This window comes from Myxosarcina sp. GI1, assembly GCF_000756305.1.
Lineage (GTDB): Bacteria > Cyanobacteriota > Cyanobacteriia > Cyanobacteriales > Xenococcaceae > Myxosarcina.
Genome location: NZ_JRFE01000015.1, coordinates 165,252 through 190,270 on the forward strand (window position 1 = coordinate 165,252; position 25,019 = coordinate 190,270).

The window sequence follows — 25,019 nt, forward strand, 5'->3', positions numbered from 1 at the left end:
ATTTTTGCTATGTAAACTATTGCCATCGAGCAATATTATCAATTAGCCAAATCTAATACCATGAAACAAAGTATCAAACCTCGGCAACTGCGAACGCCAAAGCTAAATTTTTTAGAGTGGAATCCCCAACTATTCCGCGAAGTAAAAGGTAAATTTAAACCGAGAAATATTATAGTTACGGTTAGTGTGTCTTTAGTTACCCAAATCGCCTTTCTAATTTATTTTTTGGGTAAGTTACCAGAACCACTTTCAACAGGTTCGCAATACAGTCGCTATTGCTTTGGAACTGATTCCTATCTCTCTGAAAGTTTGTGCCAGACCGACTTATTAGATAATTGGTTAATCAATTGGCAACTACTATGGTTCGATCTGTTTGTGCTTTTAAGTCTGGTTGCTATTTTTGCTCTGCTGATTATCGGTACTTATATGCTGGTTGCCGATATAGTCAAAGAAGAAAGTAGCGGCACCTTAAATTTTATTCGCCTCACTCCTCAATCTGCTACCAGTATATTAACGGGCAAACTTGTAGGGGTACCTAGCTTGCTTTATTTGGGAATCTTACTAGCATTTCCCCTACATTTATATGCAGGTTTGGGAGCGCGTTTATCTTTAAATTTAGTTCTGGGTTTTGATGCGGCAATAGTTGCTGCTTGCGCGTTCTTTTACAGTGCGGCTCTACTTTGGAGTTTAGTTAATACTGGCTTATCTGGTTTTAAACCTTGGTTGTTTGGCGGTGTAGTTACTTTCTTTGTCTGTACGGCTAACCAAGCTGCAATGAGTAACTATTCAACTGTATTCAACAATTCCTTAGATTGGTTCAATCTGTTTTATCCAGGCAGAATTTTAACTTACTTATCTGACGCCACCTATCTACCAAGCATTTATCTGTCTTACAGCAACGCCGAAGATTTTAGAGAATTATTGTTTTACGGACATTCTCTCTGGACGACACCCAGTCTCGGTATTGGTTTGACTATTTTAAACCTTGGTTTATGGACGTATTGGATTTGGGAGGCTCTAAAACGCCGTTTTCACAATCCTGAGTATACTTTGTTAAGTAAAACGCAAAGCTATTGGATTACAGGATGGTTTGTAGCGATTTGTTTGGGTTTTACCCTGCAATCTACCGAGACTCATCAAATCATGAGTAATTTGTCGCTGTTGCAGTTTTTCTTATTAGTCTTCTTTTTGGGTTTGATTGCTGCTTTAAGTCCTCACCGTCAGACATTACAAGATTGGGCAAGATACCGCCATCAGCTAGAACGAAAAGGAATCTGGCAAGAATTGATATTTGGCGATCGCTCTCCTGCAACTGTGGCGATCGCGATAAATTTATTAATGGTTACGGCTTATATTTTGCCTTCGGTATTGCTCTTTCCTGTTGAAGAAAATACTGCTACTACCGTCTGGGGACTAATCATCGGAGCCAACATAATTCTGTTCTATAGCTTAGTTGCTCAATTAGTGTTAACAATCGCCAGTCAGAAAAGAGCGATTTGGGCAGCAGCAACTGTTTTAGCTTTGATAGTAGTGCCAGTCGTTAGTTTCGGTCTAATTGGTTTCCATCCCGAACTGTTTCCTCAAGGTTGGCTGTTTAGCTTTTTGCCCTTGCTGGGTACTAAAACGGCTACTCTATCAATGGTATTGTCCTCAATTTTGGTTCAGTGGCTGGCGATCGCTCTAGCTGGTTTCCAGATGACTAAAGTTATTCGTCAGGCTGGTGCTTCAGAAACCAAGCTGTTGTTGGGTAAATGATCGCAGCAGTTTTCGATTGGAATACGGACACTTTGGATTAGACAGGCTCTAGGCTTTAGGCATAAGGAAGAAGAAAGAAGTTTTTTTATCCCTTCCTCTTTCTTCCTTCTTTCCTCTTTCTTCATTAATTTTCAAAAGGGGTGCAGTTACCGCCCAAGCCATCAACAATAGTACAAGTATTATCAACCATCATCTCGATGTAGGTATCGGCTTCTCCCAAACCATCGGCTGATAACTTCGTCTGTGCTAACTCAACTCCTGCTTCACGAGCAACGCTATTAATAACGCGATCGCTGGCTGTAGATTCGGCAAAAATAGTTGGTATTTCTTGCTGTCGAACTTGAGTTGCTAACTCTCTTAGCTGGGAGGCGGTAGGCGATTCCTCATCGCTCAAACCTTGCAAACTTAAATAATCGGTAAATTCATAAGCCTTAACATAATAGTTAAACGAATCATGAACGGTAACTAATATTTTTTGAGCTTCAGGAATAGTGGCAACTTGGTTTTTAATCCAGGCATCTAGTAACCACAGACGATCTTCTAAAGCCACGCTGTTTTGTAAGTAAAGTGCGGCATTAGCTGGATTTAACTGAGTCAAAGCTGTTTGCAGCGATTCTACTGTCGCCACCGCATTTTCGACATTTTGCCAAACGTGGGGATCTGCTCCTTCTAAATTTTGAGTTTCTGGTGCAGCTTGAGTATCTGGCAACTGGTTGGCTTCTGGCACTAGACGATCGGTTATCGATGATTCTGTGGTTTGTGTTTCAGAAGTATTTTCGTTTTCAGCTTCTGCTTCGTCGTGTTCTGCTTCATGATGGTGATCGCCAACAATTGGTTCGGTTACTGCCGCTTCGTAGACGGCTATTTTCGGAGTTGGTGTTTGTGTGGCTGCTAATAACTCGCTAATTCGTGGTTCTAGTTCGTAACCCCCATAGAGAATTAACTGCGCTGCTTCGAGCAATTGGCGATCTCTGGGGGTAGGACGATAGGTATGGGGGTCTTGAGTACCTTTTAGTAAACAAGTTAAATCTAAAGTATCCTCGGCAATAGCTTCAACAAAATCGCAAATAATACTGTGAGTTGCCACCACGGTAGGTTTTGTCTGTGCTAAAACAGAGCTTCGATCGCGAACGAAATTACAGCCAGTCAAACTAGTCATTGCTAACACAGCAACACCTAAAAGGCTTTGTTTCCCTCGCACTCGTTCTAACATTAGCCAAACTCCTTTATTAGTTGATGAAAATGATAATGATTCTTATTATTATAAAATGATAATGATTCTAAATTTATTTGCAACCGATGTCGATCTTAGAAGTTTGCGATCTAACGGTTAATTATCGCCGTACTCAAGCCATAAGCGGGATAACGTTTGAACTCCAGCCAGGACAAATTACGGGTTTATTAGGTCCAAATGGTGCGGGTAAAAGCACTTTGGTTAAAGCCATCCTGGGACTGGTGCCAACTACTCAGGGATTTGTAAAATTTGGTTCTCGTCCTCTAAAAAAACAGTTAAAGCGAGTTGCCTATGTACCGCAGCGATCGCAAATTGATTGGGACTATCCCGTTACCGTGCAAAAAGTGGTAATGATGGGACGTATCGCTCATACAGGTTGGTTTAGAAAGCCTTCGGTTGCTTCTAAGTCGATCGTGCGAGAAGCTTTAGAAAGAGTGGGGATGTGGCAATACCGCCAGCATCAAATAAGCGAACTGTCGGGAGGACAACAACAGCGAATATTTTTAGCAAGGGCGATCGCTCAAGAAGCCGATTTATTTTTCTTTGACGAACCGTTTAATAATATCGATCGCCAAACCGAGGCAGTTATGTTCGATCTTTTTAGCGAACTTAAGGTACGACAAAAAACTTTGTTAGTTATCAGTCACGATTTAGGCGAAACTCTAAGTAATTACGACCGACTGTTACTATTAGACCGTCAACTAATTGCATCGGGTAAAAGAGAAGAGGTTTTAACTAGAGAAAATCTTAAAAAAGCTTATGGATTTTCAATGAATAAGCAGCAGTTAGCGATCGAGGCATATTAAGCTTAAAAATTGTAGTTTTTTTAATGATTATTAGAATTGATTGTAGTGTAATTAACGTAGCCAAGACACTTCATCATGAGTATCTATTTATTCATTATTTACTATTTCTTATTGCTCTACAGACAAACCCATCGCTTCTTCTAAAAATTTATCTAACAAAACATTATTTAGTGACATAGTATTTTTGTTGTTAGTCGATTGGTTGACTTTATATCTTATATTATTCCAAACTTCTCAATTGAAATAAATATTAGCGATAAACTAAATTAAACACTAATATTTATTAAATTGTTTAGCTAAATTATATTTTTGTAAGATTTAATATCGTGTTATTTACTTGGCTAATAGAACCTTTGAGTTTTGAATTTATGCGTCAGGCGATCGCCATAGGAATTTTGTTAGGAATTCTCAGTGCGGTAGTAGGTAGCTATTTGATTTTGCAGCAGATGGGTATGATGAGCGGCGTAATTTCTCATGCTGTTTTACCAGGTATGGCAATCGCTTTTTTTTTAGAGATTAATCTAGCAATTGGCGCATTTATCGCAGGAGTTTTAAGCGCCTTACTGGTAATAGTAATTAAAACGAGATCGCCTATAAAAGTAGATGCGGCAATGGGACTTAGTTTAACTACATTTCTGGCTTTGGGAGTAATTTTAATTACTGCTTTAGAAACTAATGCGATCGATCTTGATGCTCTTTTATTTGGTGATATTTTAGGAGTTACTATTGACGACGTTTGGCAAACGGGTATTATTACGGCAGTTATTTTAATTTTGACAAGGCTTTTTTATAAAGAATTAGAATTTTATACTTTCGATCCTCTGGGGGCAAAAGCTTGTGGATTACCTACTAATTTGCTGTATTTAGGCTTGGTTTGCGCTATAACCTTGACTATAGTTGCCAGTATGCAAACCGTAGGGGTTTTGCTGGTTATGTCTTTATTAGTAGGTCCTGCAATTACTGCCTATTTGCTGGTTAGAGAACTGAAGCAAATGATGTTTTTAGGAGCGATAATTGGTGCAGTTTCCAGTATTGGCGGTATGTATTTAAGCTATTATTTCGATTTACCTTCTGGTGCGTCTATAGTTTTAGTCGTGTTTGGATGCTTTTTGCTGGCACTATTATTTAGTCCCCGTCAGGGAATTTTAACCACGCCGAATGTTAGAGCTAAAGTTGGTAGTTGGTTATGGAAAAACAGTAGCAAGTAGAAAGTTCAAAAGTAGCAATTGGAAAATGACACAGAAATAATCTTCCTCACTCGGCATTTAGATCTAGAATGATATCCATCAGACAGTAATCAAAGAAAATACTTATGGCGATCGCGACAACAAACTCCAAACCGCTAGACATAACTCGTCATGGATTACCTAATATCTGTGGTTGGGAGTCGGAAATTGCTTCACTAGTAAATCAAGAGCGATCGATTTTTTTACCCAACAGCAATATAAATATAGACAAAATTAAAGCTGGTTTTGCTTGCGCCTTACACATGCACCAACCAACTATTCCTGCAGGAGCGAACGGCGAGTTAATTTCCAACTTACAGTATATGCTCGAACATCAAGGAGAAGGAGACAACCACAACGCGAATGTTTTTGCCTGGTGTTATAGCCGTATGGGTGATTGGATACCCGAACTGGTACATAATGGCTGCAATCCTCGCATCATGTTGGATTACTCTGGTAACTTACTGTGGGGAATTCAGCAAATGGGACGCAATGATATTATCGACAATTTGAAAAAGCTAGCTTGCGACCTTCAATATCAGCCTCATGTCGAATTCTTGGGAACCATGTGGAGTCATGCAGTTATTCCTTCTACCCCCATTCCCGACATCAAACTGCATATTCGGGCGTGGCAGCAGTATTTTGCCGCGATTTTTGGTTACGATGCCCTGCAACGAGTAAAAGGTTTCTCACCACCAGAGATGCACTTACCCAATCATCCCGATACCCTGTACGAATACATTAAAGCTTTAAAAGAATGTGGCTATCGCTGGCTATTGGTACAGGAACATTCTGTAGAAAGGTTAGATGGTTCGGGACTGCACCACGATGATAAATATATTCCCAATCGTCTTGTCGCTCGTAATTCCAACGGCGAAACTATTAGTATTACTGCATTGATTAAAACTCAAGGTTCGGATACCAAATTAGTCGCTCAAATGCAGCCCTATCACGAAGCTAAAGGCAGAAACAGACAGCAAATTGGTAATGTCTCCGTACCTGGTTGCGTTTCTCAAATAGCCGATGGCGAAAATGGCGGCGTAATGATGAACGAGTATGCCCGTGATTTTCAACCTGTTTGGTATGAAATTAAAGATAACAGCGACGTAGTCGGGCTAAACGGTACGGAATATATCGAACTAATTGAAGCTGCTGGAGCCGCTCCCAATAATTATCCCATCTGTCAGGCAGCAGGACAACACAAAATCTGGCAAAAAGTAGATCCCGATACAGCCACACCAGAAGCAGTAGCTAAGGCTATCGAAGAATTGACCGCTACCGACGACCGATTTCATACCGATGGTGCGTCCTGGACGGATGACTTAAGCTGGGTCAAAGGTTATGAAAATGTTCTCGAACCGATGAATCAACTCAGTGCCATGTTTCATACCAAATACGATTCTCTGGTAGCTGAAGATCCAGAAATTACTAAAAGTGCCGAGTATCAAGAAGCACTGCTATATGTCTTGCTACTTGAAACTAGCTGTTTTCGCTATTGGGGACAGGGTACCTGGACTGATTATGCACGGAAATTGTATCAAAGTGGTAAAGCTTTATTGAAATAGTTAATTAGTTGGGCAAATATAGAAAACAATCTGACATAACTTATTTATACTGGTAACAACTCTAGGTAATATACTTGGAGCAAAATCAAAATATTGTAAGTATCAAACATTTTAACTTTTATGTACACAATTTTAGATACAGTTAATTTACTCAATGTATCTATTCATAATATTACTGCTAATGAACTACTAGAAGACTTAAGTGTTAATGGCGGGGTAGTGGTAACTCCTAACGTCGATCATTTAGTTAAATTGCAAAGCGATCTGGAATTACTTAAAGCATATTATCATTCTGACTATCGAGTTTGTGATAGTAAAATAATTCAGTATATTTCCTATTTTCTTGGCAGTCCAATTAAAGAAAAAATTTCAGGCTCGGACTTTTTTCCTGCTTTTTGTAAATATAACCAACACAACGAAAAAATCAAAATATTTTTGTTAGGTGGTAAGCCAGGAGTCGCCCAACAAGCCCAAGTAAAAATCAATCAAAAAATTGGTAGAAATATTATTGTTGACTCTCTATCACCTTCTTTTGGATTTGAAAAAAACGAACTAGAATGTCAAGAAATCATCGATCGCATCAATGCTTCTCAAGCTAACGTGTTAGCAATTGGGGTGGGCGCACCAAAACAGGAAAAATGGATTGCTAAATACAAACATAAGTTAAATAAAATCGATATCTTTTTGGCTATTGGCGCGACTATTGATTTTGAGGCAGGTCACAAATCCAGAGCACCCAAATGGATGAGCCAATGTGGTTTAGAGTGGCTTTATCGCCTCTATAGCGAACCCCAGCGGCTGTGGAAGAGATATTTAGTTGACAGTTTGCCTTTTTTCTGGTCGGTGGGCAAACAAAAGTTTGCTTGCTATCGATTTCCTTACGAACTCAAAATTCAATGTTTGCCTTTAGGAGAATTATTACAGCAGGCAGGCTTGCTATCATCTAGCCAAATCAGACAAACTTTGCGTCTGCAAGCCAATAGCAATTGTTATCGCTTTGGTGAATTAGTAGTTCGACAGGGGTATCTCAACTCAAAAACAGTCGATTTTTTTGCCGCTGAATTACCACAGCTAATTGAATTCGACTGTCAACTGCGTTTGGGAGAATACTTAAATAAAGCGGGATTGCTCGATCGCGACCAAGTTGCCGAGGCTTTAGAATATCAAAGATTAACTGAGAAAAAGTTTGGGGAGATTATTATTCAAAAAGGATGGATTAATCTCGTGACTCTAAAATGGTTTATCGAACTACAAAAACAACTGGTACGGGTTGCTAGTAACAAAGAGCTAGAAGTTCAAATAGCTAGATAAAAAAAGCATAAGACAATAGGATTACTATATTGATTTTTATATACTCGCTCGTGCGATCGCTAAATGGCTAGGGCTATTATAATACTGTAGTTAGTTGGTTAAAATTAGCAATTTACTATTTAGTCAAACAAAATCAATCTTTATTTATCGATCGCCAGTAAATAATCTACTCGATCGCAGATAAAGAGCGGTTAGCCCATATATATATTTAGTATCTGTAACCATACAAACGACTAAATTTTTAAAAATAACTTAGTTTGACGAATCATTTAGTACTTCCTATGAATCGAGTCGTATCACCTATGTCTATCGACTATAGTTCGCTCCAGTCGCTAACAGAAATTACGCCTATTACTGCCGAAAAATTTGGCGATGTAGTTGCCCTGCACGATCCCCATAGCAAACCCGAAGTAAAAATAACCTATCGCGAGTTAAACAGGCAAGTTGGGTATTTTGCGGCTGGTTTACAGGCATTGGGATTAAAACCCCAGGATAAGGTGGCATTTTTTGCTGACAATAGCCCCCGTTGGTTTATTGGCGATCGCGCTATTATGACCGCAGGAGGAGTAGATGTAGTGCGTTCTGCTGGTGCAGAACAGCAAGAATTAGTTTATATTCTGCAAAACAGCGATAGTACTAGTTTAGTCGTCGAAAACCTTAAAATATGGACTAAATTACGTTCTCAACTAAAGGATTTATCTTTACAGTTTGTTATTTTACTTTCAGACGAACAACCAGAGTCAACCGAATCGCTTAAAGTTCTCAACTACCAACAGTTAATCGATTTAGGCAAAGAAAGTCAATTGCAGTCGGTGCAGCAAGACAAACAAACTTTGGCAACTTTACTATACACTTCAGGAACAACGGGTAAACCCAAAGGTGTCATGCTCACTCATGGCAATTTATTACATCAGGTAAACGCGATCGAAACCATATTTCAACCGCAAGCAGGAGACAAGTTACTATCTATTCTTCCTAGTTGGCACGCTTACGAAAGAGCGGGGGAATACTTCTTTTTAGCTCATGGCTGTACTCAAATTTATACTAATATTCGCTACTTTAAAAAAGATTTAACCGAACATAAACCCGTATACATGATGGGTGTACCCCGTCTTTGGGAATCACTGCACGACGGAATTCAAAAACAGCTAAAAGAACAATCGCCATCGCAACAAAAGCTAGTTAAATTTTTCCTCGATCGCTCGGAACGCTATATTATTGCCAAACGTATTGCTAACAACGCTAGTTTAGACCATTTTAAAGTTTCTGGTTTGGCAAGAGCGAACGCTAGATTAGAAGCGATCGCCCTCGCACCAGTACACAAGTTAGCAGACCGCCTGGTGTATCGTAAAATACGTGCGGCAGTAGGTGGTATTGAAGCCGTTTGTAGTGGCGGTGGTTCTTTAGCTCGCTATCTCGATGATTTTTACGAAACAATTGGAATTGATGTTTTTGTAGGCTATGGCTTATCAGAAACTTCTCCAATTACTAACGCTCGTACTCCAGTTCACAATGTTAGGGGAACTGCTGGCAAACCGCTACCAGAAACTGAAATTAAAATTGTCGATCCTCAAACTCGTGAAACTTTACCGCAAGGAGAAACGGGTTTGGTATTGATTCGGGGAACTCAAGTGATGCAAGGTTACTATAACAATCTTGAAGCAACAGCTAAGGCAATCGATTCGGAAGGCTGGTTCGATAGTGGCGATCTCGGTTGGGTGACACCAGATAACGATTTGGTACTTACAGGTAGAGCCAAAGATACCATTGTGTTGACCAACGGCGAGAATATCGAACCGCAACCAATAGAAGATGCCTGCGTTCGCAGTATTTATATCGAGCAAATTATGCTAGTCGGACAAGACCAGAGATCGCTCGGTGCCTTAATCGTTCCCAATATTGATAATCTTCAGCAGTGGGCAAAAGAACAAAATATCGATTTTCAACAGAGTGAATCATCTCAAGGTATAAACTCTGCTAATTTAAATAATCCAGCCATAGAAAATCTATATCGTAGCGAACTGAATCGAGAAATCAAAAATCGTCCTGGCTATCGCGCCGACGATCTTGTTAAAACTTTTCGCCTGATTTTAGAACCATTTTCTATTGAAGCAGGCACTATGACTCAAACCCTCAAAATCAAACGTCCTGTAGTTAGAGAACGATATCGAGACATAATTGAGGAGATGTTTGCTGAAAAGTAATAACCGTACTTGCAAATAACAGTTTGTTATTCGGCAAAAAAAGATGACATTCAATTTAAATTCAGTTACAAGTAAAAAGATTAAAAGTTCGGGAAGTAACAAATTTTAAATTTACAACTTTCTGTAATCTTTACGCTGTGATTTACTCAACTTAAGAACTAAGCAAAATAAAACTATGGATTACGCAACTGCAAGCTTGATGTTAAAACGTCCCGTGACTGTAAAAGCGATCGTGACCACGAGATGGAAAGAAGAAGTTCAACAACAACTGCAAAATCAAGTATCTCAATTAGACAAACAGATGCAGCAACTCGATATGCAGGGCAAAAGAACTATCGAGGAAATCAATAAACAAGCCAAACAGCCTGCAAATCCGCAAATATCCAAACAGATTGAAAGTGTTCAAACTCAGGTCAATCAAAAAAAGAGCGAGATCTTAAATAAGAAAAATCAGATTTTACAGCAGCTACAGCAGATACAGCTTTTAGAATTAGAGCAAGAAGTAGTACAGGCTCAAATGGAAAGCTTCTTTAGACTGGAAAAAGGAGATAACCTGGTTAAAAAAATGAACGTTGAAGTTGTGATCAAAGACGGAGTAGTAGAAGAAATTCGCGGCGAACTTTAAACTGTAGGGACGTTTATAACGTCCCCATCCAGTCAAGCTAGCAATCTAAGTAAATAGACCTATTTAACTCCAGATCTTTCTCTGGGACAATATTGATTATTACGTTCGTTTTGTAATGAGGAGTCGAAATTGAATAGTAATGGAAGTGCCTCCAAGCTGGCTAAAGTAATTTGTCTGGGAGAAATATTGTTCGATCTCCTCGCCAACCAGATAGGAAAATCTATGGAAGAAGTAGATTCTTGGACGGCATATCCAGGAGGCGCACCAGCCAATGTTGCTTGCGCTTTAGTTAAATTAGGTACTCCTGCTGCTTTTATCGGCTGTGTGGGCAAAGATACTGAAGGCGACGAGTTAGTAAAGCTTTTAGAGACTGTAGGCGTAGATGTATCTGGAGTACAACATTCCCAGGATGCTCCAACCAGACAAGTGTATGTAGTTCGCTCGACAAAAGGCGATCGCACTTTTGCCGGCTTTGGCGATCGCCAGCCTGATAAGTTTGCCGATGCCTATCTTCAAGCCGATAAATTACCGCCCAAACTATTTTTAGATGCCGAATTTTTAGTAATTGGCACTCTGGAATTAGCTTATCCTCAAACTCGCGCCGCAGTATTTCGTGCTTTAGAACTAGCAGAAGAATATCATCTCAAAGTAATTTTAGATGTTAACTGGCGAGGAATGTTTTGGCAGGACGAATCGGAAGCTTTGCCTTTAATTAACCAACTTTGGGAATATGTCGATTTTCTCAAGTTAGCAGATGAAGAAGCAAGATGGCTGTTTGATACTGCTGATGCTGGAGCTATATACTATCGACTCGATTCGGTAGAAGGAGTTTTGGTCAGTAATGGTGATGCTGAAGTTAGCTACTGCTTGAGCGATAATGAAGGTTTTGTAACTCCGTTTAAAATCGAGGTTGAAGATACTACAGGAGCGGGCGATGCTTTTTTAGCTGGCTTTATCCATCAAATATGCCAAAAAGGAATTAAAAGTTTGAACGATCGCGCCGTTGCCCAAGAAGTAGTGACATATGCCTGTGCGGTTGGTGGCTTAACCGCAACTAAATCGGGAGCGATTTCTGCTCAACCCCTGCTAACTGAGGTTGAGTCTTTTCTCCAGCAAAATTCTAGTGCGCTCTAAAAAATCAGAAAGAGAGCCAACGACTTGCCGGGTTTCGTCTTGACTCTCTTAATCTGGTTCGCTCCTCACACGCCAAAGATACTAAACAAACATGGAATGTTTGTCAAGGTTTTTTCAAAATTTAATTTAAAGTTCTCTCAACGCTACTACTCTAAGTTCGGTCTGAAGTAGTTTTTGTAAAAAGTATTGTACTAAAGCGAGTAAGCCCAAACGAGCGATCGCTTGCTGAGGATGCTTCCGCTTGACCGCACCAAAAGTTTGACATCTGGCTTCAAAAGCTAACATTGCCTCGCTGAGATCAAAAGCTATTTTAAGCAAATTATTTTTATTAGTTAATTCTTCAACTGTTTTTAGTACTTGAAACAATAACCTGTATTCTGTAGGATGAGTTAAATAAAAATTACCTGTTGTGTCAAACCAAGAGAGTGATTCTGGCTGGACTATTTGCCAAGTTGAAGTTAAAAAAGGACGTTTTTTCAACCGAATCAGTTTTTCTCGTTCTCCCAAAGCCAACCAAGAACAGCAACGAGCATGAGCGTACTGTATTGAAAAATAATTCGGCATTAAATCGACTTTTGTTAGTGAAGCATCTATAGTAGAAAGTTGGCAATTGTTTGCTTTGGCAATCTCCGAATTTAACCAGCAGGCTAAAGTCAAATCTTCACAGTAAAAGTCAATTTGTCCTGCCGTTACTACTACTCTAAATTCTAAACTCGCCTCACTCTGCTTAAAGGCGATCGAAGCTAATAAATCGATTAATTCTTTAGCAACAATTATTGGTGATAAATCTACATATTTAGCAAGAGCAAAAGCAATTGTACATCGGTACACAATTTTTGAAGAACGAGCGAATAAGGATAAAATTTTGCGATCGAGTAAAGCATGAATTAACTCTGGATCGATAGCAATATCTTTGGTTTGCCAATATAAATCGATTGCTCGGCGTAAATTTTGTGTTAGCGATATTTTAATCAGATTTTGTTTTATATCTTGAAGTTTAGAAAAATTAATAGAAAAAGTATTCATTGATACGTCATTATTCATAGTAGAATTAATACTTATTCGATCTATCATTTTGCCTGTTCAATATGCACTTCTCCGATTCATCATCTGAGACATCTCGCCCTTTTTCAACTTGGCAAAGTATTACTGATTGGGCGCAAGAACATTATAGAGATCGTATTTTTAATAAAGACGAGCGTATTCCGACTCGTCCCGAATTGATATATTTGGTAGGCAAAGGAGCGATTCGTCTGGTTGGTACGCCAGCAAAAACCACTGAAGTTTCTACAGAATTATCTGATGAATTGATAGCAGAAGCCTTTCTTGGTTTTGTTGGTGCAGGTCAACCTTTTGAAACTGTAGAACAGGCAGCTTTTGTAATTCAAGCATACGCTCACGTAGATCGTACTCAAGTAATCTGGCTTTACTGGCGAGATTTAGAGAATTGGCCTCATTTTCGTCAAGAAGTAGAGCGAGCATTTCGCTATCAACATCAGCGTAAATTATTGTGGCTTACCGCTTTAGGACAAAGAAAGACTATAGATAGGTTAGCCAGTTTTTTGATGCTATTAATTGAAGAGTACGGTAAAGCAGAACCACAGGGTTACTGCTTGCCCTATACTCTGACTCACGCTCAAATAGGTAGTGCAATTGGCTCGACTCGCGTTACAGTAACTCGTTTGATGGGAAAGCTGCGCCGTCAAGGCTTAATTTTTCCAGGGGATGATAACTCGATTTGCATACCTAAAACCAAACTCGATCGCGGCTTATGAACAAATAGCAAAGTCCGACCGAATCAATATTTTAGAAGATTATAATTGCCGTTACTAGCAAAAATTTTTAAAATCTTCTGTTTTAAATATAAAATATATCTTAAGATTAACAGGTAAGAAATTAATTTTTCTTAAACTACACCCAATAAAATGACGCAGGGTGACACTAATAGATTAAAACAGCAGTTGCCATCAAGCTCTGTTGACTAAAGTAAAAATTCTCGTTTTGCAAAATACGAGTCGCGTCAATAACTCGTCCGTTTTCTAATATTCTGAGATGATATAGATAACGTTCGTCACTCGATAAAAAAATATATTTAGGAGGACATCTATGGCACTCGTACCAATGCGGTTGCTTTTAGACCACGCTGCTGAGAATGGCTATGGCATTCCAGCATACAATGTAAACAACATGGAGCAAATTATTGCGATCATGCAGGCTGCTGAAGAAGCTGATAGCCCCGTAATTCTTCAGGCTTCTCGTGGCGCACGTAAATATGCAGGAGAAAATTTTCTTCGCCACCTAATCACCGCCGCTGTAGAAAGCTATCCTAATATTCCCATTGCTATGCACCAAGACCACGGCAATAGTCCTGCTACTTGCTTTTCTGCAATGCGTAATGGTTTTACTAGCGTCATGATGGATGGCTCTTTAGAAGCAGATGCTTCAACTCCTGCCAGCTTTGATTACAATGTCAACGTTACTGCAGAAGTCGTTAAAGTTGCTCACTCGATTGGTGTGAGTGTAGAAGGCGAACTTGGCTGTTTGGGTTCTTTAGAGACTGGAAAAGGCGATAAAGAAGACGGTCATGGTTTTGAAGGAACTCTCAGCAAAGAACAGTTGTTGACCGATCCCGACGAAGCAGTAGAATTTGTCGAACGCACGCAAGTAGACGCTTTAGCTGTAGCTATCGGTACCAGTCACGGTGCCTATAAGTTTACTCGTAAACCTACTGGCGAAATCTTGGCTATTAGCAGAATTGAAGAAATTCACAGCCGTTTGCCCAATACTCACTTGGTAATGCACGGTTCTTCTTCCGTACCTCAAGAGTGGATCGAAATGATCAACGAGTACGGTGGTAAAATTCCCGAAACTTATGGGGTACCTATTGAAGAAATTCAAAAAGGTATCAAAAGTGGGGTGCGTAAAGTTAATATTGACACCGATAACCGTTTGGCAATTACTGCGGCAATTCGTGAAGCTGCTTTCAAAGATCCTTCTAACTTCGATCCCCGTCACTTCCTCAAGCCCTCAATTAAGTACATGAAGCAAGTGTGCTTAAAACGCTATGACGCTTTTGGAACTGCTGGAAACGCTAGCAAAATCAAGCAGATGACATTAGATGACTTTGCGGCTAAATATGCTAAAGGCGAACTAGCTGCTAGTCCTAAAAAAGCCGTTACTGCTTAAATAGTGCGATCGCTATAGAAGCTATAATCAAATAATCTCTAACTACCCTGTAGAAAAGTTATTAGCTTTTCTGTGGGGTTTTCTGCCTGTAATTTATTTGGTTTTAAGCTGTTGTTTGGTTGCTATTTGCTACTTACAAACAGATAGCTGTTATTTATTGGTGTTTATTACTAACTCTGCTAGTTCGTAAAAACCTCGATTTTCAGCGTTAGTAGTTATATAAACAGGTAAATGTTTCAGGCGATCGCGATATTCTAAAATATTTGCCACCCCTACCGAAACAGGAAATATTTGAGGATCGAACAAACTTTCGTCGTTGGGACTATCCCCAACGGTAATAATATTTTCTGTAGTTAAATCGGGAAAATATTGTTGTAATATTAGTTTCAATGCTATTGCTTTATCTTGTTGTTTGGGTTTGATATGACACTGAACGTTACTATAGGTAAACCCCCACCCTTCAGCATGGCATATAGTTGCAATCTCTTCTATTTCTTTATTAGTCAAATTATTAATATCGAATGTCCAATCCGTGAGGCGAAAACGATTGTCTTCTGATTCTTCGATCTGGGGAATTTTAGTTTGAATTAATTGAAATACAGTTTTTAGTTGCTGTCGATGTTTGGCAATATCTTTAATTTCAGTTATTAATTGACTGCGGTTTAAGTGACTCCACAAAACCAAACCGCCATTTTCAGCGATCGCGCCAACAATGGGTAAATAAGAAGCAATTGCCTCAACCCAACCAGCCGAACGTCCCGTGACAATCACAACGCTGATGTTAGCCTTTGCCAATTTTTCTAAAGCCAATAACACATCGGAGGTAAGCTTACCATTATGAGTTAAAGTTCCGTCGAGATCGGTTGCTAGTAGCCGAATATTGCCCAGTTTTTTATCGGTTATTGCCTTTAATATTGGTTTAGTTGACATCTTGAATAAATTCTACTTGAAATACGGCAGCAAAAGCTGCTGCTACATCTAGCCTAATCTGTTCTACTGTAATATTGGGAATAAACTCCGCCAGACTACCTACAGGTTTGTCGGCAATACCGCAAGGAACTATCTGTTGAAAACCACTCAGATCGGGACAGACATTAAGGGATAGACCGTGCATAGTAATCCAGCGACGAACTTTAATTCCTACTGCCGCAATTTTTCTTTCTTCCAGCCAAACTCCCGTCAGTCCTTTAAGGCGATAGGCTTGTAGACCATATTTAGCCGCTACGCGAATAATTACTTCTTCTAGCTGTCTCAAATACCAGTGTAAATCCTGTTGATAGAAGCGCAGGTTGAAAATAGGATAAGCAACTAGTTGACCAGGGCAGTGATAGGTTACTTCGCCGCCTCGCTCGATACGATGTAGCTCAAAGTTGTTTAGTTGTGGATCGAACTTAAGAAAATCTGTTTTTGCTCCCGTACCCAAAGTATAAACTGAGGGATGTTCTAATAAGATTAAAACATCATCGAAATTGGGGTTGTTAAGACGTTCGGCAACAAGCGATCGCTGCTCTTGCCAGGCTTTAGTATACGGCACTAAGCCTCGATTTTTTAAAATACAGCATCTTTGAGTTTTCATGCTAGTTAGCCGCAATTTTAAAACCGAAAATGTGTTCTAAATTTAACCAAATGTCAATCAATGTAACAGAAAATCAAAAGAAATAACAGATCTGATGTTTTGTAGAATACAAAATGCTAACCTAAGAAGCATAAAGTGAGTGAAGATTTAAAGTATTACTAGATGTAATTTAAATACTGGCTGTAATTAAGCTAACTTTTTCTATTCATCGAGCGACTAATTAATTACTAAAGTAATCTTGATTCTTCCAAAACTAAAGATATTGGGGGGAAAAGCTACAAGTTTCAATTGAAAGAGGTATTAACTGTAACCAACAAAAAACTACAGTGCTTGTTAAAGAAACATAGTTAAATATAGCCAATCGTTGTATAGATATTTATTGCTGCGTATAGGCTATTTCGAGCATACAACTAGCATGGAGAAATAGAAAAGTATGAAGCTTTTAATCCAAGGTAACAATATTGCGGTAACAGATTCAATTCATGAATATGTCAAGCAGAAATTAGCTAAAGCAGTAAAACATTTTGAAAATATTACCAGCAAGATAGATGTTCATTTATCAGTTGCCCGTAATTCTCGGATTGAAAGCAAACATAAGGCAGAAGTGACTGTATATGCTAACGGTACGGTGATTAGAGCGCAAGAGGGCAGCAGCAATCTCTACGCCAGTATCGATATGGTAGCAGACAAAATTTATCGTCAGTTACGCAAGTATAAAGAAAAGCATCTAACCAAAAAAACTCACGCTCATGTGAGAACGGGCGATATTATTGAAGCAGCACCAGTAGAAGAAAATTTAATTGGCGATCGCACTCCCGAATTACCTGCCGAGATCGTTCGTAATAAATACTTTGCCATGCCGCCAATGACGATCGACGAGGCACTAGCGCAATTGGAATTAGTAGACCACGATTTTTATATGTTTCGCAATAAGGAAACTCAAGAAATCAATGTGATTTATACTCGCAATCACGGTGGCTATGGCGTAATTCAACCCCGCGACACTTTCTAACAAGGAACTAAAAAAGGTGGGGCTTGCCCACCTTTGACTATTCTATTTTGGTACGAAAAAAGAGGTTAGATGGAAAAACTAAGAAAGAGCGCTCGCTTCTTCCTCCTTTCTTCATCCTTATTCCTTTAAATCTAATTATTGGCTGCCGATAGAGCAGCTTCGCGTTCCTCTACTGTTTGGTGTTGGAGATTTTTAAATTTATCTAGTAACCGATCTGCCCAATACTTAACGTCGTAAGTAGTTACAGTTTCATACATTTTTGCCATCCGCTCTTTTTGTTCCGATTCTGGCATTTCCAAAGCGCGATCGATCGCTCGATCCATACCGTCAATAGAATAGGGATTAGTTAAAATTGCCTCTGGTAGCTCTACTGCCGCACCGACAAACTCGGACAACACTAAAACTCCTTTATCTTCTTTGTGAGCGACGACATATTCTTTGGCAACCAAATTCAACCCATCACGCAAAGGAGCCGTCCAGCAAATATCTGCTGCTTTGTAGTAAGCTATAAGCTGCGAAAACTCTAGAGGTTGAGTAAACAGTCTAATTGGCATCCAGTCTAATTTGCCATAACGACCGTTAATTCTACCCGCCAGTTGTTCGATTGTCTCTTGAGCGTCTTGATAAACTCGCATTCCAGCAGCAGCTTCCACGCAAGTCATCACAAAACTAATTTTACCGTGTAGCTCTGGGCGGCGTTCTAGCAAACGCCAGTATGCTTCTAATTTTTCTTGATTGCCCTTGACATAATCTACTCTGCCTGCGGCAATAATTAATTTACGTCCGTTTAGTTCGGCTTTGATATCAGCCAGATGCTTTTCGGTTTCTGGCTTTTCTAAAGTATTGAGGATATGTTGGGGATTAGTACCTACAGGAAAAGCATCGATATTAACTACCTGTTCTTTATAACTCAGTTGGGTCGTAACTTCTGGCTCTGCTAGAGCAAGACCTACAGGAGTCATGTGTCCTTGGGAAACTGCTTCTTGCTTTAAAATTTTGACTGGTTTGAGGCTGCGAGCTACGCGCACAAAATTTTCCGAATAGCGGGGAACGTGAAAACCAACAATGTCGCAACACAGCAAGCTTTCAGCGATCGCATCTCGCCAGGGCAAAATATTAAATATGTCTACCGAAGGGAACGGAGTATGGTGGAAAAAGGCGATTCTGGCATCGGGTTTTTGCTGGCGAATATACATAGGCGCGAGCCAGAGATTATAGTCGTGAACCCAAATCAAAGCATCTTCTGCCGCTTCTTTACAGGCAGCATCGGCAAACAGGCGATTAATCTCCTGAAAATTTTCCCAGTCGGCAGTTTCTGACGTAAAGTGATAGGGAAAAGAATGCAGGATCGGCCAAAAAGCTTCTTTAGAAGTAATGTGATAGAAGTGTTTTACTTGATCGGCGTTTAAGGGAATGCGTCGTACGTTATAGTTACCTTCTCCTTCAATTTCAACTCGCTCTTGAAAATTGGCTTTTTGTTCGGCAGTTACCTGTTTCCAAGCAATCCAAGTTCCCTGATTGACATCTGCAAAAAAGCTTTTTAAAGTAGGTACAATTCCATTGGGACTTTTCTTTGGTAAATATAAGGTTTTGCCATCTTTGACTACTTCGTCGTAAGGTTCTCGGTGGTAGAGGATTACTAAAGAAGATTTCATAGTTATTTGGAGGGTGTTGTTTATTTTCGGTCTTAGCGAGAGTTGAATTGGGACTCATCGATCGCGATAATCACTAAATTTTAACTGGCTATAATGAATTTACTCGAAAAACATTATGCAGTTAAAGATTGCCGCGCCGTAAGAAGGCAGAGCAGTAACTGTCGGTCGAGTAAAAAATGCTTGTTTCATTTAATTGATTTAAACCAGCAGTTTGATGACACGATCTAGATCTATATTAAAACCCAATCTCAATTTTCAATCTTTTTAATTACTTTCGTTATAGTAACTAGAGTATTTGCTGCCAAACAAGCAAAGCTCGGGCGTGAGGATCGCTCGTGTATTATTTTACGATGACCGAAAATATGAATATAGTAGAATCCTACACTATTGATGAATGTAACCCAAATTAGAGTTTTCTTATTGAGGAAGCAGCTAAATTGGTTATTAACGAGCGATTCAGTTTATAGTGGAGTCTTTGACTGAATTTGCAGTCAATTAATTAAAAAAGTATATGCCGTCTACCCCATACTCACTATTGTTGTATTCTGGCAATGTTACATAACAAAAATATAAATTTATTAGTATTTTGATAATAACGGTGCGGTAATGCCTGGCTGTATATCAAAATATGTCCAAGAAAAAGCAAATTAGTTTAATAACCAGAGATAATGGCGTGAAAGTTGAAGCAATAAATAAATCGGTCGCATTAGTAGAAGAAGCAACAGGACAATTACTAGCTTGGGCGACAGGTCTAGAATCATCAACCAACAATTACTTAGAGCAAGTCAGAGCCCTGGCGACAAAACTAGGCGCGCACTATCGTGCTGACGGGCTGACAGAAATTGGTTTTTGGGTACCAGGATTGATGGGAGATGTTTTACACGAGCGAGAGATTTTTTTAGAAGTCTTTACTCCCCTGGATGAGATTGACTGGCATAATAAAGAACAGAGAATTAGATTTAGACGCGATCGCCTCCAGTTAGAACAGCAAGGAGAATTTATCTGGGGTGTAGTGTCGGGAATGCAGGCTGGAACGCGCGATCGAACTGGTTCTTTTTACTGGTTGCGCTATGTAGATCGCGCTCAACAACTGCGGACTATTCGCGATTTGGTACCTTATTCTCTGCCCTATGGTATTTTTGCCCCTGCCGAACTCTACGACATAGATAGCTTACAGGCAAATAGAACCGATTTAGAATATTTTCGACGCACTGCCGTACCTATTAAGAAAAATGTCATTCCCAGAGTTAGCGATCCGAAAAATATTTTACAGCTTCATGTCGGTACGGCTTCAGCTGAAGGAACTCTATCGGGATTGACCCGTATTTATCAAAACATTGCCCAGAAGCTAGAAGCAAATACGCCACTAACATCAGCAGAACAAAACTATGTCGGCTACGATGCCATAGAACTTCTACCTACCGAACCGACAATCGAATTTCGCGATGAGTATAGTCCTGAAAGTGAGTTTTTCTCTTTCATTTCTGAAGACGAAGATATTGTAGAAGTAGAATTAACCAAACCCAATACTCAAGACTGGGGCTATGACGTACCGATTTTAGGTTCTAGCACCACTAATCCTGCCTTGTTAGAAAGTTTGCGTCCAGACGAAGTAATTGAGTTTATCGCTACGTTGCACAATTTTCCTACTGGACCAATTCAACTTATTTACGATTTAGTATACGGACACGCTGATAACCAGAGTGAGTTGCTGATCTCTCGTATGTTTCTCAAAGGTCCTAATATGTACGGTCAGGATCTCAATCATCAATTACCGATGGTTAGAGCAATTTTATTGGAAATGCAGCGGCGTAAAATCAACAATGGTGTTGATGGGATTCGTATTGATGGCGGTCAGGATTTTCGCTTTTTTAATCCTCTTTCAGGCAGAGTCGAATATGACGATGCCTACTTGCTAGCTATGAGCAATGTAGTGCAAGAAATTGGCGGCAATCAAAGACTCTTAGTCACTATTTATGAAGATGGTCGTCCCTGGCCCGAAGAAGGGTGGGAAGAAAAATCGCGCTACCGCGAACTAATCGAACTGCAACCAGAGTCCTATCAATGGGGACCTCTAATTTTCGCTCATAATACTCCTACTCTTAAAGGTTTTTGGGAGCGAAAATGGAGTCGCGTTAGAGAAGTAATGGAAATAGGCGATCGCTGGATTACAGGATGTGCCAATCACGATACCGTAAGACGCGGCAATCAAATCCCTCTCGATAAACCAATTAACTGGCATTTGGGAAAAATTCTCACTCACATACTACATCATGCCTACGACAATCCTGCCATTACCATGTGGGTCTATGGTTTTAGCCCTGGGTTGCCTATGGACTTTATTAATGCGACCATGCGCGCTCCCTGGTTATTTTTCCGCAACACCGACGAACAATACGGAGTCAAAGTAGTTTCGGAAGAATTTGGCTTTTTAGACTGGCAAATTACTCCCCAACTATACAAGCAATCATATTGCTTTCCCCGTCTTAAATCTTTAGGCTTCAAACAACTACCGCAGCTACAGGAGTTTGGTCGAGCTTTACAGGTAGCGATGATTAAACAAGATTACAATTTAGCAGAGGTAGTAGAGGTTTTGCGTTCCTGTACCGACGGCAATTGTATTGATGAGACTTCGCCGTACAAAGAACTGAGGCGCGGTACGATGGTTCGCTTCCTCAAAAAGCTCGATGAAGACAGACTCAAGAGTTTTGCGTTGCTGTTTATGGAAGATTGCTATCAAATATGTAATGTCGCCCATTATCAATCTCAACTCAATGCGGCACATACTAAATTTAATCTTTCTCTAAGGCAGTTTCGTCACCAGCATCCTTGGCTACAAAAAAATATTTTGGCTACAGATACTTTTGATAAGCTTGAAGATCCAGAGAGAACGATAGTTTATGGAGTGCGTTACGCTCCCGACACTGACAAACCCACAGTTGCAATGGTAGGCAATTGGGAAGGAGAACCTATAACTCTCAATATCGAAGAGTTATTAAAAGTTAAGCGCGATCGCTTGCAGGTGGCGATCGCAACTCCTGGTTTAATAGTTGAAGATCTTAGTTCTGTAACTCTAGCTAATAGTCAAAGCTTGTTATTAACCGCTAATGAGACTGACTAATATAGTTTGGGGACGCTTACAAACGTCCCCAACCGTCAAATATTTAAAAAATCAGCAGAAATTTTTATTAAACTTCTTGCAAAAGTTGATTAGGAATAAAAATTAATTTCTTTCCCCTTAATCTTTACCCTTTACCCTTTACCAAAGGAAAATTTATCGGGCTTGTGCAAGATGTCTATCCTTCAGTCAAACCACCGAACGTACCTTTGAGAGCGGCAATTGCGTCTTCTGCTGCCGACCAAATACTGTCTTCTGGTTCTTCTCCTACCAACTGACGAGTACCGTATAAATAGATCGCGCTTTTTAATTGTTCTTGGTGAGCGCGGTTTTTAAAGTTAACTTTGTTAATAGGATCGACTAGCTTTTGTAAAATGCCGTCTGTAGCCTGGGCTGCCTTGTGAACTAACAAACCAGTCATCACTAACTGGTGTTTTAGCCCTTCATGCTGCATAATTTTTTCATATACATCGAGTTTGCTTCCCGACATAAGCTCTTCGATAGTTCCTACCATGCTTTCTACGGTGTTGCTAGGATCGGAAGTCATTTCCAAATCTGAGATCGCTTCATCGATCGCAGTCAAACTTTTGCGATCGTCTTCTAACATATCATTGAGGTTTTCTGTAACTTTATTTTCGCCTTTACAAGCTTCAAGTAATTTTTCTTCGTTAGAAATCATTAGATTTTGCAGAGCTTTCATATCTGCTAGCTTGCGCGCGATCGCATTTTTTTTGGTTGTTTCTAATGTAGCTGCCATTTTTATTTAAAAATTCTACAAATCTGACTTAATATTTTTAGTTTTACGCTAATAAAAATTAGAAACATCGTACTTACGAGTGATTAGAATACAGTTTTTTAAAATTATATTTAGGAAAATTCTATTTTAGAAATCGTAATAAAAATCAAATGACCTGCAAATAAAAAAATACTAGCTTACTAATTTACGTCTTTAGATAGATTCAATTTTAATTTATGTCATACGCAATTGATTTAATTTAAAATTAAATAGAGTATTTTTTATTTCTGTCTAGTTGCAGTTTACTTTTGTTTATATTTTTTAATTTTTAGTGATTACAAACTTTTGAATTTTATAATAATGAATGCTAGAGCGTCAAATAACTTTTGTATAACAAAAGCTGCATTAAATAAAGCCGCAGAATTATATTTATCCAGTCAGGTAAATAAATCTAAAAGTCTAGAAATAGATATAGATAGCGAAGCAAATAAGCTTATCAAAGGCGAAATAAACTCTATTAATTTTAACGGCAAAGAAATAGTTGTTTTTCAAGATATTAGTATTAAGGAAATAAACCTTAAGTCAGACAGCATAAATTTAGATTTATTAGAAGCTATTTCTGGTACTATTAAATTAGAAAAGCCAAGCAATATTCAAGGACAAATAATTTTAAGTCAGGCAGACTGTAACCATTTAATAAATTCTAAATATTTAGCAACTCTTTTAGAACGGCTGCCAATAAAAATTGACGAGCGGTTATTTACATTTGATATACGACACGCTAAATGCGACTTAAAAGATAATAACAAACTAACTTTAAGTGCAGAATTAATTTTGTCTAATTGTTTTCAGTTCGCGTCCTTAGAGAGCCAAAAATGTACAAATTCAGGTATCGAAAAAATATCAAAATTTGAAATCGATCTATTGTTGGTTGAAGATGGACGAAAAATAATTTTTGAAGGGGGCAAATATCAAGAAAACCAAACTCTATCTTTAGAAGCTACAGTTGCAGTTCTTGGAAAAATTAGAGATTTGGTGTATTTTCGTCACTTTACCTCCCCTAGCTTAAATTTTCAAATAAAAACAATTGAGGTTAAAGCCGAACAAATAATTCTCGATCTCGATGCTACTGTAAACCAACTACCCGACTCTTTAGAAAGTTCGTTGATAACCGCAGCTTTAGAAATAAACTAATTTATCATTTATTTTAGCTAAAACTAAAATTTAACTAACTTTATTATTGAGTAGAGTTAGTTTCTTCCGAGTCTGACATAGGCGACTGATTTACTGTTGGCTCCAAATTCTGCTTGATAATATTTAGAACAACTTGAGGATCGGTTGCTTGCTGCATGATTTGAGCTTCCCAATCATAGCGATTGCGCACGCTGGGCATATCGGTTCGTAACTCTTCAATAAGTTCGATTAGTTTGGCAATTTTTTGTTCTGTCAATAGTTCGATCTGTAAGATTAAATGCGATCGCTGTTCTGCTAATTTATCTTGACGTGCTTGCTGTACTAAAACTCCTGTAGCAATAAGTAGAGACGCTACGTCTATTCCCATTTCCTGTAAGTCAAATTTGGGTAAGTTCCAGGGTAGCGAACTCGGCGCAAAATGACTGCATAAACCCCAGCTAACAAACAAAATCAGCTGAAGATATAAAAATTCTGGCTTACCAAAAAAAGCAGCAACTCGAGTTAAGACACGCTCGTGAATTGGTATATCCTTAACCTGTTTTGCTTGAAAACCAATTACGGATTCAATGTTTTTTAATACCTGTTCTGATAAAGGATATTTTTTGCCATTGATAAACACCGAGTCTGCTGAAGTAGTGATAACAGGAGAGGAATCTTGACAATCGGCAACCATAGTATTGGT

Annotated in this window: 20 protein-coding genes; 13 read left to right on the forward strand and 7 right to left on the reverse strand. The window is 39.1% G+C overall.

What is annotated here, in order from left to right; translation table 11 throughout:
- The first annotated feature begins 60 nt into the window (after positions 1-60).
- On the forward strand, positions 61-1,755 hold the full coding sequence (locus KV40_RS11345) for a hypothetical protein (protein ID WP_052055555.1): 1,695 nt from the start codon (positions 61-63) through the stop codon (positions 1,753-1,755).
- A gap of 124 nt (positions 1,756-1,879) precedes the next feature.
- On the opposite strand, the gene KV40_RS11350 is transcribed toward KV40_RS11345, so the two are convergent.
- Positions 1,880-2,968: a metal ABC transporter solute-binding protein, Zn/Mn family gene (locus KV40_RS11350; RefSeq protein ID WP_036481150.1), complete on the reverse strand. Its 1,089-nt coding sequence runs from the start codon at positions 2,966-2,968 to the stop codon at positions 1,880-1,882.
- Positions 2,969-3,060: 92 nt separating this feature from the next.
- On the opposite strand from KV40_RS11350, the gene KV40_RS11355 reads away from it, so the two are divergent.
- The 7 genes from KV40_RS11355 (at position 3,061) to KV40_RS11385 (ending at position 11,860) form a co-directional block, all read left to right on the forward strand.
- Positions 3,061-3,795, forward strand: a complete 735-nt coding sequence (locus KV40_RS11355) for a metal ABC transporter ATP-binding protein (RefSeq protein WP_036481315.1) — start codon at positions 3,061-3,063, stop codon at positions 3,793-3,795.
- Positions 3,796-4,163: 368 nt separating this feature from the next.
- Positions 4,164-5,003, forward strand: coding sequence for a metal ABC transporter permease (locus KV40_RS11360; RefSeq protein ID WP_052055567.1), 840 nt, complete (start codon positions 4,164-4,166; stop codon positions 5,001-5,003).
- A 104-nt stretch (positions 5,004-5,107) separates the two neighbouring features.
- Positions 5,108-6,586 carry a glycosyl hydrolase family 57 gene (locus KV40_RS11365; protein ID WP_036481157.1) on the forward strand — a complete coding sequence of 493 codons (1,479 nt, stop codon included), beginning with the start codon at positions 5,108-5,110 and terminating at the stop codon, positions 6,584-6,586.
- 120 nt (positions 6,587-6,706) lie between these two features.
- Positions 6,707-7,897, forward strand: coding sequence for a WecB/TagA/CpsF family glycosyltransferase (locus tag KV40_RS11370; RefSeq protein ID WP_036481161.1), 1,191 nt, complete (start codon positions 6,707-6,709; stop codon positions 7,895-7,897).
- 302 nt (positions 7,898-8,199) lie between these two features.
- Positions 8,200-10,101 (forward strand): long-chain fatty acid--CoA ligase, encoded by a 1,902-nt coding sequence (locus KV40_RS11375; protein WP_036481162.1) that lies wholly within the window; start codon positions 8,200-8,202, stop codon positions 10,099-10,101.
- Between the two features lie 175 nt (positions 10,102-10,276).
- Entirely contained in the window at positions 10,277-10,726 is a 450-nt protein-coding gene (locus tag KV40_RS11380; RefSeq protein WP_036481163.1) for a YlqD family protein, read from the forward strand.
- A 129-nt stretch (positions 10,727-10,855) separates the two neighbouring features.
- Complete coding sequence (locus KV40_RS11385; RefSeq protein ID WP_036481164.1) at positions 10,856-11,860, forward strand: carbohydrate kinase; 1,005 nt, start codon at positions 10,856-10,858, stop codon at positions 11,858-11,860.
- A gap of 126 nt (positions 11,861-11,986) precedes the next feature.
- Here the strand turns inward: KV40_RS11385 and KV40_RS11390 are convergent, their stop codons facing one another.
- Positions 11,987-12,886, reverse strand: a complete 900-nt coding sequence (locus KV40_RS11390) for a hypothetical protein (protein WP_172657274.1) — start codon at positions 12,884-12,886, stop codon at positions 11,987-11,989.
- Positions 12,887-12,948: 62 nt separating this feature from the next.
- Between KV40_RS11390 and KV40_RS11395 the strand changes: the two genes are divergently transcribed.
- Together KV40_RS11395 and fba are read left to right on the forward strand one after the other, a co-directional pair.
- Positions 12,949-13,635, forward strand: a complete 687-nt coding sequence (locus KV40_RS11395; protein WP_036481169.1) for a Crp/Fnr family transcriptional regulator — start codon at positions 12,949-12,951, stop codon at positions 13,633-13,635.
- Between the two features lie 331 nt (positions 13,636-13,966).
- A complete protein-coding gene (gene fba / locus KV40_RS11400) occupies positions 13,967-15,046 on the forward strand; it encodes a class II fructose-bisphosphate aldolase (protein WP_036481170.1) in 1,080 nt (359 codons plus the stop codon).
- Positions 15,047-15,196: 150 nt separating this feature from the next.
- On the opposite strand, the gene KV40_RS11405 is transcribed toward fba, so the two are convergent.
- Together KV40_RS11405 and lipB are read right to left on the reverse strand one after the other, a co-directional pair.
- A complete protein-coding gene (locus KV40_RS11405; RefSeq protein ID WP_036481171.1) occupies positions 15,197-15,976 on the reverse strand; it encodes an HAD family hydrolase in 780 nt (259 codons plus the stop codon).
- The gene (gene lipB, locus KV40_RS11410; RefSeq protein WP_036481174.1) at positions 15,966-16,622 is read right to left on the reverse strand and encodes a lipoyl(octanoyl) transferase LipB; all 657 of its coding nucleotides are present in this window, start codon (positions 16,620-16,622) and stop codon (positions 15,966-15,968) included. The genes KV40_RS11405 and lipB overlap by 11 nt, the downstream gene beginning before the upstream one ends.
- Before the next feature lie 433 nt (positions 16,623-17,055).
- Here lipB and hpf point away from each other — a divergent pair, with 433 nt between their 5' ends.
- Positions 17,056-17,634, forward strand: a complete 579-nt coding sequence (gene hpf, locus KV40_RS11415; protein WP_036481176.1) for a ribosome hibernation-promoting factor, HPF/YfiA family — start codon at positions 17,056-17,058, stop codon at positions 17,632-17,634.
- A 131-nt stretch (positions 17,635-17,765) separates the two neighbouring features.
- Here the strand turns inward: hpf and ggpS are convergent, their stop codons facing one another.
- On the reverse strand, positions 17,766-19,289 hold the full coding sequence (gene ggpS, locus KV40_RS11420) for a glucosylglycerol-phosphate synthase (protein WP_036481178.1): 1,524 nt from the start codon (positions 19,287-19,289) through the stop codon (positions 17,766-17,768).
- A gap of 628 nt (positions 19,290-19,917) precedes the next feature.
- On the opposite strand from ggpS, the gene gghA reads away from it, so the two are divergent.
- Entirely contained in the window at positions 19,918-22,410 is a 2,493-nt protein-coding gene (gene gghA, locus KV40_RS11425) for a glucosylglycerol hydrolase (RefSeq protein ID WP_081942830.1), read from the forward strand.
- Positions 22,411-22,585: 175 nt separating this feature from the next.
- Here the strand turns inward: gghA and KV40_RS11430 are convergent, their stop codons facing one another.
- A complete protein-coding gene (locus tag KV40_RS11430; RefSeq protein ID WP_036481180.1) occupies positions 22,586-23,164 on the reverse strand; it encodes a hypothetical protein in 579 nt (192 codons plus the stop codon).
- Positions 23,165-23,503: 339 nt separating this feature from the next.
- On the opposite strand from KV40_RS11430, the gene KV40_RS11435 reads away from it, so the two are divergent.
- Positions 23,504-24,337, forward strand: a complete 834-nt coding sequence (locus KV40_RS11435) for an LmeA family phospholipid-binding protein (RefSeq protein ID WP_036481183.1) — start codon at positions 23,504-23,506, stop codon at positions 24,335-24,337.
- A gap of 43 nt (positions 24,338-24,380) precedes the next feature.
- Here the strand turns inward: KV40_RS11435 and KV40_RS11440 are convergent, their stop codons facing one another.
- Entirely contained in the window at positions 24,381-25,010 is a 630-nt protein-coding gene (locus KV40_RS11440; RefSeq protein WP_036481186.1) for a DUF1003 domain-containing protein, read from the reverse strand.
- Positions 25,011-25,019 lie beyond the last annotated feature (9 nt).

Bases quoted from the DNA above. Each gene is read 5' to 3' on its own strand.
- KV40_RS11345 (WP_052055555.1), top strand. From the start codon at position 61: ATGAAACAAAGTATCAAACCTCGGCAACTGCGAACGCCAAAGCTAAAT.
- KV40_RS11350 (WP_036481150.1), bottom strand. From the start codon at position 2,968: ATGTTAGAACGAGTGCGAGGGAAACAAAGCCTTTTAGGTGTTGCTGTG.
- KV40_RS11360 (WP_052055567.1), top strand. From the start codon at position 4,164: ATGCGTCAGGCGATCGCCATAGGAATTTTGTTAGGAATTCTCAGTGCG.
- KV40_RS11365 (WP_036481157.1), top strand. From the start codon at position 5,108: ATGGCGATCGCGACAACAAACTCCAAACCGCTAGACATAACTCGTCAT.
- KV40_RS11370 (WP_036481161.1), top strand. From the start codon at position 6,707: ATGTACACAATTTTAGATACAGTTAATTTACTCAATGTATCTATTCAT.
- KV40_RS11375 (WP_036481162.1), top strand. From the start codon at position 8,200: ATGTCTATCGACTATAGTTCGCTCCAGTCGCTAACAGAAATTACGCCT.
- KV40_RS11380 (WP_036481163.1), top strand. From the start codon at position 10,277: ATGGATTACGCAACTGCAAGCTTGATGTTAAAACGTCCCGTGACTGTA.
- KV40_RS11390 (WP_172657274.1), bottom strand. From the start codon at position 12,886: ATGAATACTTTTTCTATTAATTTTTCTAAACTTCAAGATATAAAACAA.
- KV40_RS11395 (WP_036481169.1), top strand. From the start codon at position 12,949: ATGCACTTCTCCGATTCATCATCTGAGACATCTCGCCCTTTTTCAACT.
- fba (WP_036481170.1), top strand. From the start codon at position 13,967: ATGGCACTCGTACCAATGCGGTTGCTTTTAGACCACGCTGCTGAGAAT.
- KV40_RS11405 (WP_036481171.1), bottom strand. From the start codon at position 15,976: ATGTCAACTAAACCAATATTAAAGGCAATAACCGATAAAAAACTGGGC.
- lipB (WP_036481174.1), bottom strand. From the start codon at position 16,622: ATGAAAACTCAAAGATGCTGTATTTTAAAAAATCGAGGCTTAGTGCCG.
- hpf (WP_036481176.1), top strand. From the start codon at position 17,056: ATGAAGCTTTTAATCCAAGGTAACAATATTGCGGTAACAGATTCAATT.
- ggpS (WP_036481178.1), bottom strand. From the start codon at position 19,289: ATGAAATCTTCTTTAGTAATCCTCTACCACCGAGAACCTTACGACGAA.
- gghA (WP_081942830.1), top strand. From the start codon at position 19,918: ATGTCCAAGAAAAAGCAAATTAGTTTAATAACCAGAGATAATGGCGTG.
- KV40_RS11430 (WP_036481180.1), bottom strand. From the start codon at position 23,164: ATGGCAGCTACATTAGAAACAACCAAAAAAAATGCGATCGCGCGCAAG.
- KV40_RS11435 (WP_036481183.1), top strand. From the start codon at position 23,504: ATGAATGCTAGAGCGTCAAATAACTTTTGTATAACAAAAGCTGCATTA.
- KV40_RS11440 (WP_036481186.1), bottom strand. From the start codon at position 25,010: ATGGTTGCCGATTGTCAAGATTCCTCTCCTGTTATCACTACTTCAGCA.